The organism is Vibrio maritimus (assembly GCF_021441885.1).
GTDB lineage: Bacteria > Pseudomonadota > Gammaproteobacteria > Enterobacterales > Vibrionaceae > Vibrio > Vibrio maritimus_B.
In genome coordinates this window covers 922,067-942,084 of sequence record NZ_CP090438.1, presented here as the reverse complement: position 1 = coordinate 942,084, position 20,018 = coordinate 922,067, and the positions used below count along the sequence as shown (strand labels likewise).

Below are 20,018 nucleotides of genomic sequence, written 5' to 3'. Positions count from 1 at the left end.
ATTACTGCCTCTTTAGCTCAACCAAAATGCGCTCGGCAATTCGGTCTAGCGGCAAATCTTCACTTGAGATACCGGCTTTGGCTACCGCTTGCGGCATACCATAAACCACGCAAGATTCTTCATCTTGAGCCCAAACAGTGGAGCCTGCACTCTTAAGCATCCGAGCACCTTCGCGACCATCTGCACCCATACCTGTCAGTACCATTGAAAGTACCTTGTCTTGGTAAATTTTTGCTGCAGAGCCAAATGTCACGTCGACACATGGTTTGTAATTCATGCGTTCGCCACCATCTAGGATGCGGATCTTCGCACTCCCCGCACGACCTTCCAGCATCATCTGCATGCCACCAGGTGCCAAATAGGCAACGCCAGGCTGCAACATATCGCCATCGGCCGCTTCTTTCACCGTGATTTGACACAGTGAGTTCAAGCGCGCTGCAAAAGCGGCGGTAAACGTCGCTGGCATATGCTGAATCAGCAGAATAGGATGTGGGTAGTTCGATGGCAGCTTAGTCAGTATCTTCTGTAGCGCAACTGGACCACCGGTTGAGGTACCAATTGCGGTTAGCTGGTAGCTCTTGCCACTGCTTCTAAATCGAGATGCAGGTGCTGCGGTAGCTGGTCTACCAACCGAAGGAGCAGATTCCGTCGCACGTGTCGTTGATACGCGCGCCGCAGTTGGTGTAACTGGGCGACGAACAGCCGTACGTCTCATTAACGCACGACGACTTGCGATCTGCTGAACTCGCTGTTGCAACAAGGTCACCGCTTCGTCTTTATTACGAGCAATGTCTTCAAATTTCTTCGGTAGAAAATCTAATGCACCGGCCTCTAACGCATCAAGGGTCGCCTTTGCGCCTTCATGCGTTAGCGAAGAGAACATCAAGATAGGTGTTGGCTGCGCACTCATGATCTCACGGACCGCTGAGATGCCATCCATAACGGGCATCTCAATATCCATAGTGATCACATCAGGCTTTAGTGCCAACGCTTTTTCGACCGCTTCTTTACCGTTGACCGCCACATCAATCACTTCCAGACGTGGCGCCGCATTGATAATGTCACTGACTCGGCGACGGAAGAAGCTCGAGTCATCGACAACTAAAACTTTTAACGACATAACCTTCCTTATCAGATACGCGATGCTGCTGCGTACTGCTTAAGTAAGTCAGGCACGTCTAGAATCAATGCAATATGTCCATCACTGGTGATAGTTGCGCCCGCCATACCTGGCGTACCTTGCAACAAACTATCCAGAGGTTTGATAACGACCTCTTCTTGACCAATCAAGGTGTCGACGACAAAGCCAACGCGTTGACTGCCAATCTGAACGATGACCACGTGTCCATGACCAGTGCGCTGCTGTGCTCGAGCCGTGTGAGGTGCGAGCCAATCTTGGAGATAGAACAGCGGAATGGATTTATCTCGAACAATAATCGTTAACTGACCATCAACCACGTTGGTACGGCTCAAATCAAGATGGAAGATCTCATTCACGCTCGCAAGCGGCAATGCGAATGGGTTCTTACCTACGCCAACCATCAATGTCGGCAGAATCGCTAGCGTCAGCGGTACCTTGATAGTGATCTTAGTGCCTTTACCCAGCTCTGAATCAATATCAATCGAGCCATTCAAGGTGTTGATCGCCGTTTTAACCACGTCCATACCTACACCACGACCGGAAATATCCGAGATCTTCTCTTTACTTGAGAAGCCAGGCATAAAGATGAGGTTGAAACACTCTTTATCTGTAAGACGTGAAGCGGCATCTTCATCCATCATACCACGCTTAACGGCAATGCCGCGTAGCTTATCTGGGTCCATACCACCGCCATCATCAATGATAGCGAGCTCGATATGGTCGCCTTCTTGAGATGCAGACAGAGTGATCTTACCCGTGCGAGACTTACCTGACTCTTCACGAGCGTCAGGCATCTCGATACCGTGGTCGACCGAGTTACGCACCAAGTGGATCAATGGATCCGCTAGTGCTTCAACGAGGTTTTTATCAAGATCGGTATCTTCACCCTGCATTTCTAGCACGATGTCTTTATTCAGGCTGCGCGCCAAGTCGCGAACCACGCGCGGGAAACGACCGAAGACTTTCTTGATAGGCTGCATACGGGTTTTCATTACCGCACCTTGAAGGTCGGCGGTGACCACATCTAGATTAGAAACGGCCTTGGACATTTCTTCGTCATTGCTGTTTAAACCTAAGCTAACCAAACGGTTACGAACCAATACAAGCTCACCGACCATGTTCATAATGGTATCAAGTGTCGAGGTATCAACGCGCACGCTCGCTTCTGCTTGCGGTTTTTTCGGGGCGACAGCAGTGGCTTTTTTCTCAGCAGGTAGCGATTTCTCGCTGTTTGCTAGCGGTGCTGCTGGAGCCGCCGCAGGTGCTGGAACAGGAGCCTTAACAACGGGTGCTGGCTCAACTGGCGCTGGCGCCGCGTTCATTGATACTGGCTTGGTTGCTGCTTCTAGTTCATCAGGCGAAGGACCTTTGCCTACACCGTGCAGCTCATCAAGCAGCTTTTCGAACTCTTCATCCGTCATCAAATCACCACCTTCGTTGACAGAAGGTGTTGCGCTTGCTGCTGGTTTCACAGGCTCGGCTGGAACCGCAGGTGCTGGTTGAGCATCGCCCGCAGACGGTCCTTTACCCACGCCATGAAGCTCATCAAGCAGTTTTTCGAATTCGTCATCAGTGATATCAGATGAAGCCAAATCGCTTGCTGTGGTCGCAGGTGCCTCTACGACTGTCATTTTTGGAGCTGAACTGGCTTTCGTTGGACTACCGCCCTTACCGTGCAACTCATCTAACAGACGCTCAAACTCATCTTGGGTAATATCGTCGATAGAACCACCGGAGGACACTTCTGACGTTGTCGCAGGTGTTTCTAATACCGGCGCTGGTGCTTCAACTACTGGCTCTGGAATATCTACAACTGGAGGTGGTGTTGGGGCAGCGGCTACTGGTGCAGACTCATCTGCTGACTCAGGACTGCTAAGGCGATGCAGTTCATCCAACAACGCAGGGTCAGCCGGTTCTATGGATTCCATGTTTTGAACGGATTGGAACTGGTGGTTAACCGTGTCCAATGCTTTAAGCATGGTGTCCATCAAGCTCGCATTGACTGAGCGCTGGCCATTACGCAGAATGTCAAAGACGTTTTCTGCACCATGACAAGTGTCTACAAGTTCAGTTAACGCAAGGAAACCTGCGCCACCTTTGACCGTGTGAAAACCTCTAAATATTGCATTTAAGAGATCTTTGTCTTCCGGATTGTTCTCAAGCTCAACAAGTTGCTCTGAAAGCAGCTCTAGAATTTCACCCGCTTCCACAAGGAAGTCCTGAAGGATCTCTTCATCTAATTCGTAGCTCATAGTCACCCCTAAAACCCAAGACTGGAGAGTAAGTCATCCACTTCATCTTGCGAAGCAACGGCATCATCACGCTCATGAGGATTGATGATTGGTCCTTCAACGCCAGAGATCGTTTGCTTTGGTTTTGTAGTTGTTGGTTGTTGTTCGTCACTGAACACTTTCAAGATTTCCACAAGTCTCGTTTCCACTTCGCTTACCAAGGTGATAACGCGACGAATGATTTGTCCAGTAAGGTCTTGAAAGTCCTGTGCCATAAGGATATTGGTGAGCTGAGTGCGCAGTTCGGTACTGTCGCCTTCCACCTGACTTAGCAAGTCATCAATGCGATGACACAGGTCTTTAAATTGCTGTAGCTCGAGCCTGCCATGCATCAACTCATTCCACTGTGGGCGCACTTGAGTAAGGCACTCATGCAGGCTGTCTGCCATAGGCAAACAGCGTTCTACCGCATCCATAGTGGTATTCGCTGATACTTCGGTTTTATTGATGACATACTCAAGGCGGTCACGTGCTTCTGGGATTTCGTCGTTCGCAATCTCGTTAAGACGCGTGTCGTAGCTAAATTCCGTTAAAGCATCATGGAGGTCTCGTGTTAACGCACCGACCTCTTGCAGCACTTTACTCTCGCTGCCACCTTGGATCATCATGACTAGCTCATTTGCTTCCTGCTGCTTGTCTTGTTCCAACAAGTCAACAAGCTGCTTAGCTTGTTCCAATGAAATCATTCTGATATAGCCGTCTGCTATTTATGGCGTCTTATAAACGCTCAAAAATTTTATCTAGTTTTTCTTTTAATGTTGCAGCGGTAAATGGCTTAACGATATAACCGTTTACACCAGCTTGCGCTGCTTCGATGATCTGCTCACGCTTTGCTTCAGCAGTGATCATCAGCACTGGAAGGTGCTTGAGCTCTTCATCCGCACGAATATGGCGCAGAAGGTCGATACCTTGCATACCTGGCATGTTCCAGTCAGTTACTACAAAGTCAAAATCGCCTTTCTTGAGCATAGGTAATGCCGTCAAACCATCATCGGCTTCCAGCGTGTTGCTAAAGCCCAAGTCGCGCAATAGGTTTTTGACGATACGTCGCATTGTTGAAAAATCGTCAACAATCAAGATTTTCATGTTTTTATTCAAAATTGCCTCCACTGAAAGCAAGATCAGTGTTTATTAATTATTATCTGTCCAAGCGCTAAGCTTGGTTCGAAGACGCTGCATAGATTGACTCAGAATTTGGCTAACGCGCGATTCGCTGACGCCCAAAACTTCACCTATCTCCTTCAAATTTAACTCTTCGTCATAATACAGGGATAACGTTAATGCTTCACGCTCTGGGAGCGATTTTATTGATTCTATTAACGCTTCGCGGAACGCATCATCTGCGACACCCTGAAATGGCGAATTGTCCTCTTCATCTGCTACAGATACAGAGTCTTCAGAAACGCCAAGGTCTTCAATACCAACCAGTCTAGAGCAGTTAATGTCTGCAAGTGCTTTGTGGTATTGAGCTAACCCCATTCCCAAATGGTTGGCTACTTCTACATCAGTAGGGTCTCGATTGAGTTCTACTTCTAACGCCGAAATAGCCTGCGAAATATCACGACTGTGTTTGTGTACCGAACGAGGTACCCAGTCGCCGCGACGAATATCATCCAGCATTGCACCTCGGATGCGAATGCCGGCATAGGTCTCAAAGCTTGCACCTTTGCTACCGTCATAATTTTTTTGAGCCTCTATCAAGCCGATCATTCCAGCTTGAATTAGGTCTTCAACCAACACGTTTGGTGGCAAACGCCCAATTAAATGGTGAGCGATACGTTTCACCAATACTGAGTATTTCTCCAAGAAAGCTTGCTGACCACTCAAATTGGCATGCTGGTCATAGGTCAAAGCTTTATTCACCAAACGGTTCCTCTAGTGCTTCTGTTCTGTTGAGAAGTCTCTCGACGAAGAATTCCAAGTGACCACTCGGCACTTTTGGAATCGGCCACATCAGGGCTTTATTCGCCAATGAACTTAGTGCCAGCGCCGCTGGAGAGCGCGGGAATGCATCAACCACGATCTTCTGTCTTTTCACTGCTTGTCGCACTTTATCATCTAATGGAATGCAAGCGACTAACTCAAGACTCACATTCAAGAATCGTTCTGTGACTAATGTCAATTTTGTAAACAATTCTCGACCTTCGCGATAGCTGCGGACCATGTTTGCAACGACTTTAAACCGTTGAACTTGGTGCTCACGGCTCAAGAGTTTAATCAATGCATAGGCATCAGTAATCGACGTCGGTTCATCACACACCACAACAACAACATCTTGCGCGGCACGAGAAAAGCTCACCACCATATCAGAAATGCCCGCTGCGGTATCAACCAACAGAACGTCCATCTCTTCTTCAAGGCTGCCAAAGGCGCGAATGAGTCCCATGTGCTGGGCATGACTCAGTTCGGTCATGCTTTGAGTACCAGAGGTTGCCGGGATGATCTTAATACCATGAGGACCTTCCACAATGGCGTCTTTAAGCTCACACTCTCCAGCTAGGACATGGCCTAGGTTTTTCTTCGGTCGAATACCGAGCATAACGTCAACGTTAGCAAGACCAAGGTCAGCATCAAGTACCATGACTTTTTTACCTTGGCGAGCCATACAAATTGCGAGACCAAGCGTGACATTGGATTTACCAACACCGCCTTTACCACCAGTGACAGAAATGACTTTAGTCAAAGTAGGTTTAGTCAAACGTCTAAGGCCACTGGCCTGATCATGTATCATGTTATTCGTCATTTTCGCTTGCATCTAAACCCCCTCCATATCACTGTTCCAGAAGTGAGGTTCATTCTCTGTCGACTTCTCTAATAATTCGTTGGCTTTCGCGACCATATATTTTGGCTGCGCGATCACTATGTCTTCCGGTACACGCTGACCATTTGCGATGTAGGTAACCGGCAGTGCATTTTGTACAACGACGCTAATAAACTCACCTAGGCTGAGCGACTCATCCAACTTGGTCATTATGCAACCTGAAAGCGGGATTCTTCTGAAATGATCCAAGGTCTCTTGTAATACTTGCCTCTGAGCCGTAGCTGGGAGAACAAGATAACTATGGATAATTTCGCCGCTTTCCTGCATGAGAGTATCAAGTTGCTCTGAAAGACGGACATCACGTTGTCCCATGCCGGCTGTATCGATCAAAACCAAACGTCGATTTCTCAACTGATATAGTACATCGGCAAGTTCTTCAGAATCTTTAGCCACTCTCACAGGGCAGCCCATAATTCGGCCATAAATCGAAAGTTGCTCGTGAGCACCTATACGATAGGTGTCAGTAGTGACCAGTGCGACGTTATCAGAGCCATACTCCATTGCCGCACGAGCCGCTAATTTAGCGACTGTCGTGGTTTTGCCCACACCAGTCGGGCCAAGTAGAGCGACAATGCCCCCTTGACGCAAAATGTCTTGCTTACTAATAACGATTTGGTCAGAGACCAGAGATAGCAGTGCTTTCCACGCCTTTTGTGGCGGTGTGTCCTCTGGAATATAGCAGGCCAGCTGGTCTGAAAGCTCTGGTGAAATACCCATTCGTTCGAGGCGCTTAATCAACATGGCACGCAGTGGCTCACGACGCTCTACTTCTTGCCACATAAGCCCCGAGACTTGATGCTCCAACAAGCGACGAATTGAGGACATATCCTCTTTCATCGCTTCTAACTCTTCACCAAACTTACCATCGCGCTGCCCCGAGGGACGACGCACTTCTCTCGCATTATCCACGTACGACTCGTCTGAACGGTAAGATGGACGTCCATTGTCTTGGCGGTCACGAAAAGGCTGCTCGGTTCTGTTCTGCTGAGAGTATTGCAGGCGGTCACTGTTTTGATAACCATCGCTCACCGCTTTAGCACGTTCGGACTGACGCTCCAAAAGCGCGGAAAGTGAATCCGGTGGGGTTGCTTTAGGCTTAACTTGCTCCGCGGGTTCGTTGCCACGGTAGCTTTTTAGCATATTGGCAAAACGATCGGTCATCGAAGGGGTAGAGGCTGCGCTTTTTTGCTGCAGGTTTACCACGTCTTCTTTGAGATCACGTCCATAACCCGACGTAGCTGTGCGACTTGGCGCAGCCAGTGCATTACTGCCCATTTGACGATGTTCTGGCTGCGCAGTATCACCATCAATAGCAGCAACGATTTCTACGCCGCCCGCCACTTTTTTGTTCGACATAATCACCGCATCTGCGCCAAGTTCTTCTTTAACTTGGAGCAGAGCTTGCCTCATGTCTCTGGCGAAAAATCGTTTAATTTTCAAGTGTTACATCCATTCAATGTACAAACGTTATTATGACAACCTTAATGGTTAGTTGCCTACCGCCTGTACGATTCTAATCTGTTTCTCATCAGGGATTTCTTGGTAAGACAAGACTCGCAAGTTCGGAATGGTGTTTTTCACAAACTTAGCCAGTGTCGAACGCAACACCCCTGATGTCAGCAGCACAGCTGCCTCTCCTTTTAGCTCTTGCTCTTGAGTCGCTTGAGTCAGCGAAGCTTGAAGTCGTTCGGCTAATCCAGGTTCAATGCCAGCGGATTCCCCGCCAGATGCTTGCATTGTTTGATGCAATATTTGTTCCAGTTCAGGTATCAAAGTAATCACCGGCAGTTCTGGTTCTATGCCGTTGATTTCCTGAACAATCAAGCGTTTCAGGGCGATTCGAACCGCTGCCGTCAATACGTCAGGTTCTTGACTCTTACCAGAGTATTCCGCCAAAGTTTGGACGATAGTACGCACATCACGGATTGGAATTGCCTCATGCAGCAGGTTCTGCAGCACTTTCACAACCGTACCCAATGGCAACTGCTCTGGGACAAAATCTTCCACCAGCTTCGGAGCGCTGCGTCCCAACATTTCCAGAAGGTTCTGGACTTCTTCGTGTCCTAGTAGCTGTGCAGCGTTGTTGGTCAGCAATTGGCTTAGATGCGTAGCGAGTACAGTCGAAGAGTCTACGACGGTATACCCGAGCGCTTGTGCGTGCTCACGCTGCGCTTCTTGAATCCATACCGCCTCGAGTCCGAATGCAGGGTCAATGGTTTGCTCCCCGTCAATCAAACCGTAGACTTGGCCAGGGTTAATCGCTAGCTCTTGATCCGGACGAATCTCAGCCTCGCCTACGGCCACTCCCATCAAGGTAATGCGGTAGGAGTTAGGCGTAAGCTCAAGGTTATCGCGAATATGGACGGCTGGGATAAGGAAACCAAAGTCCTGAGACAGTTTCTTACGTACGCCTTTAACGCGCTCAAGCAGTTCGCCACCTTGGTCTTTGTCGACCAGCGGGATCAATCGATAGCCAACCTCTAAGCCAATGACGTCAACCGGGTGTACGTCATCCCAAGATAGCTCTTTCGGTGGTGCAGCTGGGTCGTTGCTGTTGCCGCCAGCTTCAGCCGGTAGGTTCTTGGTTTCTTCTTTGACTTTCTGCTTGCGGTGCATCCAGTAAGCACCGCCTCCTGCAAGCGCAGCCAGTAATAAGAAGGCGAAGTGTGGCATGCCAGGGACAATACCCATGACAAATAGGATACCTGCAGTAATGGTGAGCGCTTTAGGGTTGTCAAAGAGCTGAAATACCACCTGCTGCCCCATATCCTCGTCAGTATTTTGACGGGTTACCATAATCGCTGCCGCGATAGAAAGCAGTAGCGATGGTATTTGAGCAACCAGACCATCACCAATAGTCAGGAGCGTGTAGATTTGTAGTGCTTCAGAAAAGCCCAATCCGTATTGCATCATACCAATGCTTAATCCGCCCACAATGTTGAGGAACAGGATTAGAATACCGGCAATGGCATCGCCCTTTACGAATTTTGAAGCACCATCCATTGAACCGTAGAAGTCCGCTTCTTTCGTCACTTCAAAACGGCGCAACCTTGCTTGGTCTTGGTCAATCAAACCGGCGTTCAAGTCGGCATCAATCGCCATCTGCTTACCTGGCAATGCGTCTAGCGTAAAGCGAGCACTAACTTCAGAAATACGTCCTGCACCTTTGGTTACGACCATGAAGTTAATGATCATCAAGATCATAAACACCACCAGACCGACCGCATAGTTGCCGCCAATCACGACGTTACCAAACGCTTCAATCACGTTACCTGCTGCGCTTCCCCCTTCGTGACCATAAAGTAAAACCACACGAGTAGAAGCGACGTTTAGCGCAAGGCGCAATAGTGTTGCGATAAGGAGTACCGTCGGGAATGCAGCAAAGTCGAGTGGACGACGTGTGTAGACAGACACCAGCAGTACCACCATCGCTAACGCGATGTTAAAGGTAAAGAATAGGTCAAGTAGAATCGCTGGGATCGGCAAGACGATCATCGCAAGCGCGGCAAGGACCATGACTGGTGCGCCGATAGCAGGCAAGGCACGACGAGGAATTGTCGGCAACTTATCGGCAAAAGGTAACGTCAATTTCATTACTACTACATCACTGCTGGTCTCGGTCAATCCTTCGAGACGCGGGTTATTTCTCTAATAGACACATACTGCAAGATTTACGCCATCAAAACATGCCAATTTTTTGACACCACTAGTAACGCATATCTTTCGGGATAGTGATCTGCTCGTTTTGCAGCGTTGGTCTTTGACCACCCTTTTTACGGTATTGCTTGAGCTGGAACACATACGCCAGAATCTGTGCCACGGCAGCAAACAGACCGTCTGGGATCTCTTGTTCAAGCTCAGTCGTATGGTATAGCGAACGAGCAAGCGGCGGCGAAGGAATGACATAGATGTTGTGTTCACGCGCTACTTCTCGGATTTTCAGCGCCATATGGTCGACACCTTTAGCAACCACGACCGGTGCTTTGTCCTGTCCTTGTTTATATCTCAGTGCTACGGAGAAATGCTCTGGGTTGGTAATAATAACGTCAGCTTGCGGTACCTCTGCCATCATTCGGCGCTGTGCTGCCTCGCGCTGCAACATACGAATGCGGCCTTTCACCTCGGGCTTACCCTCGGTGTCTTTAAACTCGTCTTTGACCTCTTGCTTGGTCATTTTTAGCTGGTTGGCGTGCTGCCAGATCTGAAATGGAATATCGATGGCCACTACAATGAGTAGAGTGGTGCTGATAAGCAGTATGAAGTTCAACAAGATATCGAGTGCATGGAAGATATTCTGTGGGAACACCTCCATACTCAATTGAAACAAATCCGCTCGTGAGGCATTTACCAAATAAAAAGCCATGCCTGCTACTAACGCAACCTTAAGTATCGACTTAATCAGCTCAACCCAGCTTTGCATGCCGAGCATACGCTTTAAGCCACTGAGCGGATTCATCTTAGACATCTTTGGCATCGCCGCTTCAGCAGAAAAACTGATACCACCAACACCAGCGGCACCGATAAGAGCGGCCACGAATAGCACAAACAAAATAATAGCGAGTGGCAGCAGCAAGCTCGACAGTGCTCCTAGCACGACGTCAAACAACTTGGTGGGGTCATAGATTTCTTCCCGCGTCAGGGTAAACAAGCGAGACATGGAGCCAAACAGCGCACGAGCAAGCCCCTCACCAAACATCATGAGTGATAATGCCCCGACAATCAGTACCGATACTGAAGCCAGTTCTTTAGAGCGCGCCACCTGCCCCTTTTCGCGAGCTTGTTTAAGCCGCTGGGGGGTGGCGTCTTCGGTACGCTCTTGGCCGTCTGATTCTGCCATCGTCAGACCTCCCTTAACACACTAGGTCGATCAAGCGACACACCTGACCTTCCACTTCTAACCAGTACAACTGGTAATGACTGTATAAACCCGCAATGATGTACCAACAGATCATCAAACCAATCAGCAGTGCAAACGCGAAGCCGAGTGAGAAGATGTTAAGTTGAGGTGCAGCACGCGTCATCACACCAAACGATAGGTTAACCGTTAGCAGCGCAATGATTCCGGCCAATGCCATACTAAGCGCGGTTTGAAACATGATTCCTAGCCAGCCTGCCATCTCTCGAAAGTCCGTCGCAGACAGATGCCCAGTGCCAACGGGCAAGGTTTTGAAGCTCATCACCACTAGCTGAATCATTTTTAAGTGACCATCCGTCGCCAAAAAGAACATGGTCGTAAGAAACAAAAATAACTGGCCGAGTACCGGTGTATTTTGTCCATTGGCAGGGTCTACCATGGACGCAAAACCCAAACTCGACTGCATACCCAAGATCTGACCGAGCATAACAAAAGTCTGAACCATGAAAACGGTCACCATACCCATCGCCGTGCCAATCAAGATTTGCTCAGCAACCGTCAGAAAGCCTTCGAAAGAGAGAAGCTCGATAGTTTGTGGGATAGCAGGGATAGATGGTGATACTGCAAGGGTGAGCGCGAGCCCCAAGAACAAACGAATTCTTGGTGAAACAAAGTTAGCCCCAGTGACTGACATCACCATGAGCATGGCGGAGATACGCACGTATGGCCAAAAGAAGTTGGCTAGCCAATCGAGTACATCACTCGCTGGATATTCCATGCTCGTTACCAGAGCACCTGAGGAAGCCTTTCGATGATCTCATAGAAGAATTCCATCATCATCTGAGTTCCCCAATGGGCAAAAGCCATCAATGCCAAAATAGTCACAATAAGCCTAGGTAAGAAGCTCAATGTCTGTTCGTTGATCGACGTTGCCGCTTGGAAAACTGCAACGATTAAGCCAACAAGAAGACTTGGCACTACGATGGCACAAACCAAAAGCAGTACCATCCATAACGCGTCCCTAAACAGCTCGACGAACATCTCTGGAGTCATAACGCTTCTCCAGCTACAAGGCGAAACTGCCGGCCAGCGTGGACAAAATCAAGTTCCATCCATCAACTAACACGAACAGCATGAGTTTAAACGGTAGTGATACGATCATCGGAGAAAGCATCATCATACCCATCGCCATCAATATCGACGCGACGACCAAGTCGATAATCAAAAAAGGCAAGAACAGCATAAAGCCGATCTGGAATGCGGTTTTCAACTCTGACGTGATAAACGCAGGGATCAACACCGCCATCGATACATCTTCAGGGTTCTGAGCCGTCGAACCCGACATCTCGACAAAGGTTTCGAGATCTTTGACGCGAGTTTGCTTCAGCATGAAGTCTTTCATAGGCCCTTGAGCTTGATCGAACGCCTGCTTCGCACTGATCTGCTCGTTCAGATAGGGCTGAATCGCTTGCTCATTCACCTGATTAAGAACTGGAGACATGATGAAAAAGGTCAAGAAGATAGCAATACCAATGATCACCTGATTAGAAGGTGTCTGCTGCAGGCCCATTGCCTGACGCAAAATCGACATCACCACCACGATACGAGTGAACGACGTCATCAAAATAACCATTGCGGGCAAAAAGCCCAGCATAGTCATTAACGCGAGAATCTGCAGGTTGACTGAATAGTCTTCACTACCATCAGGGTTGGTTGTCATGGTAAACGCAGGAATGCCCGGACCAGTGCCGAAAGCGCTTGATGTACTGACGCCAGCAGCACCCTGGTCATTGCGCATTTCAGACACGGTAACGCTACTACTTGGCGCAGCATTGGTTGGAACTGAACTTGATAGTTCTTCTTCTGCAGCGCTGCTCAGCGGCGCAATCACCATGAATAGGCAGACCAGTAACAGTCGAATCCAGTTAGTCATTTTGTTGCTTCTTCATGATTTTAGATAGTTGGCTTGCAAACGCTGGCTGCGAAACCTCACTTTCGTCAAGAGGCTGTTCTAGTTTCGAAATCAGTTGAATCGACTGCGCTGTAATGCCGACTAAAAACTGCTCTTCACCGGCTTGAACAATCGCAATACGCTCTTTGGTGCCCACTGGAATTTGGCGAACAATCTTAAGCCCTTGCTGGTTAACCAAAGATGGCACCTTCATGCGTTTCAATACCCAGGCTAAGCCCAGAATAATGACAATCACCAGTACCAATGAACCCAATGTCGCAGCGAGATCGAAAGGAGACCCGCCCTGCGGCGTAACTTCTGCCGCAGCGTTGACCACGCTTGGAATTGTGTAGAGAGCAGCCGCCATGACGAGCGGCAAACATCGATTCAGTTTCATGCTTGTATTCTATTAACGAAGTTTTTTAATACGTTCAGTCTGGCTAATCACGTCGGTGAGACGAATACCAAACTTATCGTTGACCACAACCACTTCGCCGTGCGCAATCAAGGTACCGTTGACCATCACATCAAGAGATTCACCTGCGATACGATCAAGCTCAACAACAGAGCCTTGGTTAAGCTGTAGCAGGTTACGAATACTAATCTGCGAGCGACCTACTTCCATAGAAATGGTCACTGGAATATCCATGATGGTATCCAGTTTACGTCGCTCATCGTCGGTGATTGGTGCTGGCGAATCTTCTAGCTCATCGAGAGGTGCCGCAAGCACTTCGTCGACATCAATCTCTGGAGCCATTGGGTCTTCACCCAGTGCTGCTGCCCATTCGTCCGCTAGTTTTTGGTCATCACTGATAGTCATTGCTTATCTCTACTTCTGTTATTCTTCGTCGACTTCTTCCACATGCTCTAGCTCCGCCATAATGTCCTTCCCTAAGAAGGCCAGGTCGGTTTTAACTACATCTGGACGTCTAATTTTTTCTGATACTTGTACTGCCATCTTCTCGCCTGAACGTCCCATCTTCACTCGGAAGGTCGGAAGGTCTTCAACGAACATAGTGGCATTTTCTGGCATCTCGATAGGAATGATGTCGCCCGCTTGCAGCTCCATCAAATCACGCAGTGACACGTCTTTTTCAAGCAAGTTGACGCGAAAGTTAACCGGCACGTCCATGATCTCTTCACGAAGCGCACTACTCCAACGAACGTCCGTTTCCATCTTGTCAGATTGAACACCCGCATCAAGAAGCTCACGAATAGGTTCAACCATGGAGTACGGCATCACAACGTGGAAGTCACCACCACCGCCATCCACTTCGATATGGAATGAGCTCACTACGATCACTTCGGTTGGGCTAACAATGTTTGCCATACTTGGGTTAACTTCTGAATCTAGGTACTCAAACTCAACCCCCATCACTGGAGACCAGGCTTCTTTGTAGTCTTCAAACACCGTCTTCATTAGTAGCTGAATGATACGTCGCTCTGTTGGTGTAAACTCGCGGCCTTCAATCTTGGCATGAAAACGTCCGTCACCACCGAAGAAGTTCTCCACTAAGATAAACACCAAGCGCGCTTCCATAGTGATAAGCGCCGTCCCTTTCAATGGACGAAACCTCACCATGTTGAGACTTGTTGGCACGTACAAGGTGTTTTGGTATTCACCAAATTTCATCATCTGAACGCCGTTGATCGATACTTCGGCGGTTTTTCTCAGCATGTTGAACAGGCTGATACGCATGTGGCGGGCAAAGCGCTCGTTGATAAGTTCGAGCGTTGGCATACGACCACGGACGATGCGGTCTTGTGACGAGAAGTCAAAATGGACCACATCTGCGGGATCTTGATCCAGCTCGTCCTCTACCTCATCGACGTCATCGACCCCATGCAGTAGCGCATCAATCTCGTCTTGGCTTAATAAATCAGTCACAATGCACCTACTGGATTACAAAATCGGTAAACAGCACACGCTCAATCACAGGCTTACCTACCACTTGGCTTAGGCTCGCTTGCACATCTTGAGTGGCTTGATCACGTAACTCTACGCGACCATTGGTACTACGAAGCTGCTCTACCGTTGCTGAAGCAAACGTCGACAGCAGAGTACTTTCAATCAACGGCGAGTGATAGCGAGCTTGGCTTTCATTATCAAGACCTCTCACCATCAGCTGTACTTTAATCTGGACCATACGATCGCGTTGATTGCCCGCCGCATTGAACACAAACGGCTGCGCTAAATTAACGTATGAAATTGGGTCGACTGGCACCGCCGGAGCTGCACTACCGCTTGCTGTCATCGGTTGCGTATCGACACTGTCATCCGAACTTAAAAACCAATACGCACCGCCACCAGCAGCTAGCAATACGACAATTGCAGCAACGATGATAATTAGCAGCTTTTTGCTGTTGGTTTTAGCGGGTTCTAAGCTTTCTTCTGCCATATTTTTTCAACTACTGAGTTATCTTGATTTAGGCATAGTAACTGATGCCATCTTTATTTTTATTCACGGCAACATCGACTGTGACGCCACCCTCAACATTCGCGTCAGATTCTGCTGAACCATTGGTGCCACCGGAAGATGGACCACCGTTGCCTGAGCCATGAGACGCATGGCGCTGTTGCTGACCTTGCTGCTGAACAGAGGTGTCCGCTAACTGAATGCCTTGTTGCGACAACATCTCTCTGAGCCTAGGCATGGCTTGATCCACCATGTCTCGGGTTTGTTGGTTTTGCACGGTAAAGTGCACCGTCGCGGAATCGTTATTTAGGCTCATTCGAATCTGCATACGACCTAAGTCAGGCGGATCAAGGCGAATATCCACATGCTTAAGGTTCTTCGACATCATCATTTGAACCCGTTCGGCCACCTGCTCTCCGGCGTTTTCTTTCGTCAGCATAAGTGGTGATTGCACCGCCCCAGTTGCTTGAGCCGATTGCTCACCACGTACTTGGTTAGCCGTTAGCGCTCCAGCACCAGCAGCCTGCAACGCACCTTCAGAACCCACACCAGGCTGGTTCAGGGCCTTGTTGGTGCCTTTGGCTGCGCCAATTTGAAGTCCAGAAGCCTGGGTACTGAGTGGCGCGCTACTTTTTGCTTGCCCACTCGCCATCATTGCACTCATCGACGCAGCGGCGGCCATATCTCCGATCGGTTGACCTTGGCTAGCCCCTGCAACCGCTGCACTTGGGTTAGCGCTATTCTGTGCCGCCAGAGCTTGTGGAGTTTGCCCCTGCATGATCTGCGATTGAGTCAGTGCAGTCTTATCTGTCGTCACAGCCATACCCGCAAGCGCTGCTTTCGCGTCTGGCTTTACTGATGGATCTGCATCAGATTTGCTCCACGCGATATTATTTGTCGCCGCCTTTGCATCTGATTCGGTTGCAGGTGTCAATTTACCGTCACTGCCTTGAATGACAGCAGCGCCACCGGTTGCTGCTAGCAACTGGCCTTTATTTGACGCAGCAGCGGAGTCACCAGATACCGCGGAGTTAGTGCTCATAGCTACGGGTTCACCATTAGGCTTGGTAGCGACTTGAGTTGAGCCAGCAGCCATCATCGTCGATGCAGCCATCGCCTCATCTTGGCTAAGATTGCCCTTCGACACTTTCTGCTCACCGCTAGCGACATCCGCACCTTGGGATTTGATCGCTGATGACGCTTCAGCGTCTTGAGCCGCGACAGCCGCTACGCCAGCTCCCGCTTGAGTTTGCAGCGCTTTATTTGAGTTATCTAATCGAGACAGCAACTCTGCATTTTCTGAGACCGTTTGCTTCGCATCAGGCTGAGCATTGACGCTAGATTTCGCTGTATCTTCTAAACTTTGAGCTTTGCTAACACCAGCTTCTGCAGCCACACCGCTCGCTGTCATTTTTTTGACAGCCTGCTCTGACTCGTCTGAATCAGCAGAACCGACTGCCGCTGATTTATCCTTGCCTGTTACTTTCGAATCAGCGAGAGCAGTGCCATCTTCGCCTTCCACTTGAGCAGACTTAGATGCAGCTTCAGCGTCTTTTTTAGCGACAGCGTTAGTTTCCTCTGTCTCCGAGTCGCCCTCAGAAACCGATGATTTCACATCATCGAGCATGGCATCTGTCGATTTAGACTTACTGCCTGCCGAGGTAGATGCACCATCAACCTTTTGATCAGATTCAGACTTTTCAGAAGACAACGCGTCTTTGAACTTATCCCAAAAGCCTGAATTCTCACCAGTCTCGCCCTCAGTGACAGAAGATTTTCCGTCTCCTTTAGGCAGTACTGTATTCGATACATTGTTATTTGAAATCGACAGACTCATTCCATTTAGGCCCGTTTGATAGAAGGTTACGTATGCGGCGGGATCTTGCCGCCTATATTATCTAGGCATGTTCGATGCAATTTTTGTACCGATAACGATTTAGCTCTAAGGTAGGAAATTAGCGAGTTTGACGACGACGGGAAAACAACAAGTTAGAGAATTCATCCATCTGTTTCTGCTCTCGCTTAGCTTCAAGTTGCGCTTTCTCTTTCGCTTTTTTCTCGATGAGCCACTCATACGACTGACGCTGTTTTCTCGTATTGTGCCAGAACTCTTCGCAGTCACCGACTTGTTGTTGGAAATGGCTTTCAGCAGATTTTTGTTTGGTTAGCGTCTCATCTAACTGTGTCAAAAATCGATTTAAGTGACCGTATTGGCTTGCCGTAAGACCAGCCTGTCCTCGCGATACCAGTTGATTGCAGTAATCTAAGCGATACTGTTCGATCTGCCTAACCTGATGGTAGTAATCCTCGAGTTCGGCACGAGCCTTGTTTAAGGCGAGCACCGCCTGCTGCTCGTTATCCTTAGCCTGTTCAAGCAAGAACTCTAACGCGTTATCCATGACGCTACGACTCTACTTGCAACAGCTGTTTTAACATGCCAAGGCACATGTCGTATGGCACCGTTTCTTTCATGCTCTGCTGCAGGTACTGATCCAGTTTTGGCTTAAGGGTAAACGCACTATCAATTGCAGGATCCGTTCCTGGCTTATAAGCGCCGATCGATACCAAGTCTTGGTTTTTACGACATACTGATAGAACTTGTCGAACTGCTTTGGACATCAGAACATGCTGATCGTCGGTTATTTGTGGCATGACACGGCTGACCGATTTCTCCACGTCTATCGCTGGATAGTGACCAGCATCAGCCATCTCACGCGAGAGTACGATGTGACCATCCAAGATGGCACGGGCAGCATCTGCGATAGGGTCTTGCAAGTCATCACCTTCAGTAAGCACCGTGAAGAACGCCGTTATCGACCCTTGGTTTACGTCGCCATTACCAGCACGTTCCACCAAAGCGGGCAGCTTAGCAAACACGGATGGTGGATAGCCTTTCGTTGCCGGTGGTTCACCAACGGATAGCGCGATTTCACGCTGAGCTTGTGCAAAGCGCGTCAGTGAGTCCATCAATAGCAAGACATCTAACCCTTGATCGCGGAAGTATTCAGCGATGGTTAATGCCGTTTGACAACCTTTTAGTCTCATCAGAGGGGAAGCATCGGCTGGAGCCGCAACGACCACAGAGCGCTCACGCCCCGCAGTGCCGAGAATTTCTTCAATAAACTCTTTTACTTCGCGACCACGCTCACCAATAAGGCCAACCACAACGACTTGCGCGGTGGTACCTCTAGTCATCATCCCAAGTGTCACCGACTTACCCACACCGGAACCCGCAAAGAGACCAATACGCTGTCCCTTGCCGACCGTTAATAAGCCATTGATGGCTTTAAGGCCAACATCGAGAGGCTCAGTAATAGGTTTTCTCGCCAGTGGGTTAATAGGCTCGGCGTTAAAGGAGGCACGCTTGTCTGTATAGATATCGCCTAGCCCGTCTAGAGGATTACCTACACCGTCAATAACACGGCCAAGTAACTCCATACCAACTGGTAAACCGGTCTCTGAGGCCATAGGGGTGACTTTCGCACCGGGAAGTACACCCGTGATTTGCTCACTGGGCATAAGATAAAGATGTTCGCCAGAGAATCCGACCACTTCAGCGTCCATATCGCCGTGCATAGTTTCAACTTTACACAAGCTACCGATAGGTGCTTTGCAGCCAATCGCTTCTAGCGTTAGCCCTACCACACGCACTAGCTTGCCGGATGCCGTTGCTCTGGATTTATGGCCTTCCACTTTGTAGTTGGCCAGTCGCTGCGCCAGCGATTGCATTACTCGCCCCCTTGATGGCGGTTCGTGCCGCAAAAGCTCTGTAATACGTTTTTGACTCTGTCTTCTAGCTTGTAACTCACGCTGGAGTCACCCGCTTCAATATACACATCACCTCGATTGAGCGACGGCTCTACTGCTAAGGTCCAGTTACGGATATTCAGCTCTTCGTCGCCATAGGCTGCGCGAATGATGTCGATATCAATCGGGTTGAGCTTGAGGGTAATGGCATGACCTACAATCGGCAGCGCCTCTACCGATTGTTTTACTGTATCGAGAATAATTTGTGGATTGGTTTGCACTTCGACATGAACCACTTCTTTCGTCAAAGCTAAGACCATGTCCACCAGCTGTTTCTCCACTTGGCTAGTCATTAGATCAAGCGGATTAGAAAATTGATTGGCAAGGTTCATGAAGGTGTCTACTTGCTGCTTGATGTACTCTTCACCAGCAGCCACACCCTCGGCTTTACCTAGGTCTAACCCTTCTTGGTGACCTGCCGCTAAGCCCTCTTCTTTGCCTTTATCATAGCCTTGCTTGAAGCCTGCTTCTTGACCTTGAAACAAGCCCTCTTGATAAGCGCCTTGTTTGATCTGTTCAATCTGCTCTTCGGTCAGCATCAGCGGCTCTTCTTCCGCTGGCGTTTCTTCGCGTGGCGTCCAACTCGGGTCGTAATTGAATGCCGTCTCGCGCGCTTCTTGGCTTACTTGCGAGGTGTAGTCAGGCAGTCCCCACGAGTGGGCTTCTTCAACGGTATTGTCTTCTGACGGGCGTAAAAAGCCGCGTTTTCTATCATTAGACATTAAGTTAATCTTC

20 protein-coding genes are annotated in these 20,018 nt (G+C 49.0%); all 20 read right to left on the bottom strand.

Annotated features, from left to right (window positions below; all coding sequences use genetic code 11):
* Position 1 precedes the first annotated feature (1 nt).
* Complete coding sequence (locus LY387_RS04360; RefSeq protein WP_234495437.1) at positions 2–1,120, bottom strand: protein-glutamate methylesterase/protein-glutamine glutaminase; 1,119 nt, start codon at positions 1,118–1,120, stop codon at positions 2–4.
* An 11-nt stretch (positions 1,121–1,131) separates the two neighbouring features.
* Positions 1,132–3,393, bottom strand: coding sequence for a chemotaxis protein CheA (locus LY387_RS04355; protein ID WP_234495436.1), 2,262 nt, complete (start codon positions 3,391–3,393; stop codon positions 1,132–1,134).
* 8 nt (positions 3,394–3,401) lie between these two features.
* Positions 3,402–4,118: a protein phosphatase CheZ gene (locus LY387_RS04350; protein WP_042478481.1), complete on the bottom strand. Its 717-nt coding sequence runs from the start codon at positions 4,116–4,118 to the stop codon at positions 3,402–3,404.
* Positions 4,119–4,149: 31 nt separating this feature from the next.
* Positions 4,150–4,518 carry a chemotaxis response regulator CheY gene (gene cheY / locus LY387_RS04345; protein WP_006069980.1) on the bottom strand — a complete coding sequence of 123 codons (369 nt, stop codon included), beginning with the start codon at positions 4,516–4,518 and terminating at the stop codon, positions 4,150–4,152.
* Between the two features lie 45 nt (positions 4,519–4,563).
* Entirely contained in the window at positions 4,564–5,295 is a 732-nt protein-coding gene (locus LY387_RS04340) for an RNA polymerase sigma factor FliA (protein WP_042478478.1), read from the bottom strand.
* On the bottom strand, positions 5,288–6,175 hold the full coding sequence (locus LY387_RS04335; RefSeq protein ID WP_234496053.1) for a MinD/ParA family protein: 888 nt from the start codon (positions 6,173–6,175) through the stop codon (positions 5,288–5,290). Before LY387_RS04335 ends, LY387_RS04340 begins: the two co-directional genes overlap by 8 nt.
* A 12-nt stretch (positions 6,176–6,187) precedes the next feature.
* Positions 6,188–7,663, bottom strand: a complete 1,476-nt coding sequence (gene flhF / locus LY387_RS04330) for a flagellar biosynthesis protein FlhF (RefSeq protein WP_419153438.1) — start codon at positions 7,661–7,663, stop codon at positions 6,188–6,190.
* 78 nt (positions 7,664–7,741) lie between these two features.
* The gene (gene flhA / locus LY387_RS04325; protein ID WP_234495434.1) at positions 7,742–9,847 is read right to left on the bottom strand and encodes a flagellar biosynthesis protein FlhA; all 2,106 of its coding nucleotides are present in this window, start codon (positions 9,845–9,847) and stop codon (positions 7,742–7,744) included.
* 112 nt (positions 9,848–9,959) lie between these two features.
* Positions 9,960–11,090: a flagellar biosynthesis protein FlhB gene (gene flhB / locus LY387_RS04320; protein ID WP_042478473.1), complete on the bottom strand. Its 1,131-nt coding sequence runs from the start codon at positions 11,088–11,090 to the stop codon at positions 9,960–9,962.
* Between the two features lie 13 nt (positions 11,091–11,103).
* Complete coding sequence (fliR, locus tag LY387_RS04315) at positions 11,104–11,886, bottom strand: flagellar biosynthetic protein FliR (RefSeq protein ID WP_234495433.1); 783 nt, start codon at positions 11,884–11,886, stop codon at positions 11,104–11,106.
* 5 nt (positions 11,887–11,891) lie between these two features.
* On the bottom strand, positions 11,892–12,161 hold the full coding sequence (fliQ, locus tag LY387_RS04310; protein ID WP_042478472.1) for a flagellar biosynthesis protein FliQ: 270 nt from the start codon (positions 12,159–12,161) through the stop codon (positions 11,892–11,894).
* A gap of 13 nt (positions 12,162–12,174) precedes the next feature.
* A complete protein-coding gene (fliP, locus tag LY387_RS04305) occupies positions 12,175–13,002 on the bottom strand; it encodes a flagellar type III secretion system pore protein FliP (protein ID WP_419153437.1) in 828 nt (275 codons plus the stop codon).
* A 31-nt stretch (positions 13,003–13,033) separates the two neighbouring features.
* On the bottom strand, positions 13,034–13,456 hold the full coding sequence (fliO, locus tag LY387_RS04300; RefSeq protein WP_234495431.1) for a flagellar biosynthetic protein FliO: 423 nt from the start codon (positions 13,454–13,456) through the stop codon (positions 13,034–13,036).
* 12 nt (positions 13,457–13,468) lie between these two features.
* Positions 13,469–13,879, bottom strand: a complete 411-nt coding sequence (gene fliN, locus LY387_RS04295) for a flagellar motor switch protein FliN (protein WP_128650255.1) — start codon at positions 13,877–13,879, stop codon at positions 13,469–13,471.
* Positions 13,880–13,897: 18 nt separating this feature from the next.
* A complete protein-coding gene (fliM, locus tag LY387_RS04290) occupies positions 13,898–14,947 on the bottom strand; it encodes a flagellar motor switch protein FliM (protein WP_234495430.1) in 1,050 nt (349 codons plus the stop codon).
* A gap of 7 nt (positions 14,948–14,954) precedes the next feature.
* Positions 14,955–15,458: a flagellar basal body-associated protein FliL gene (gene fliL, locus LY387_RS04285; protein ID WP_234495429.1), complete on the bottom strand. Its 504-nt coding sequence runs from the start codon at positions 15,456–15,458 to the stop codon at positions 14,955–14,957.
* Between the two features lie 28 nt (positions 15,459–15,486).
* On the bottom strand, positions 15,487–17,313 hold the full coding sequence (locus LY387_RS04280; protein WP_234495428.1) for a flagellar hook-length control protein FliK: 1,827 nt from the start codon (positions 17,311–17,313) through the stop codon (positions 15,487–15,489).
* 118 nt (positions 17,314–17,431) lie between these two features.
* Positions 17,432–17,875, bottom strand: a complete 444-nt coding sequence (fliJ, locus tag LY387_RS04275) for a flagellar export protein FliJ (protein WP_042478466.1) — start codon at positions 17,873–17,875, stop codon at positions 17,432–17,434.
* Between the two features lie 4 nt (positions 17,876–17,879).
* Positions 17,880–19,205: a flagellar protein export ATPase FliI gene (gene fliI, locus LY387_RS04270; RefSeq protein ID WP_234495427.1), complete on the bottom strand. Its 1,326-nt coding sequence runs from the start codon at positions 19,203–19,205 to the stop codon at positions 17,880–17,882.
* Positions 19,205–20,005 carry a flagellar assembly protein FliH gene (gene fliH, locus LY387_RS04265; RefSeq protein WP_234495426.1) on the bottom strand — a complete coding sequence of 267 codons (801 nt, stop codon included), beginning with the start codon at positions 20,003–20,005 and terminating at the stop codon, positions 19,205–19,207. Before fliH ends, fliI begins: the two co-directional genes overlap by 1 nt.
* Positions 20,006–20,018: the final 13 nt, after the last annotated feature.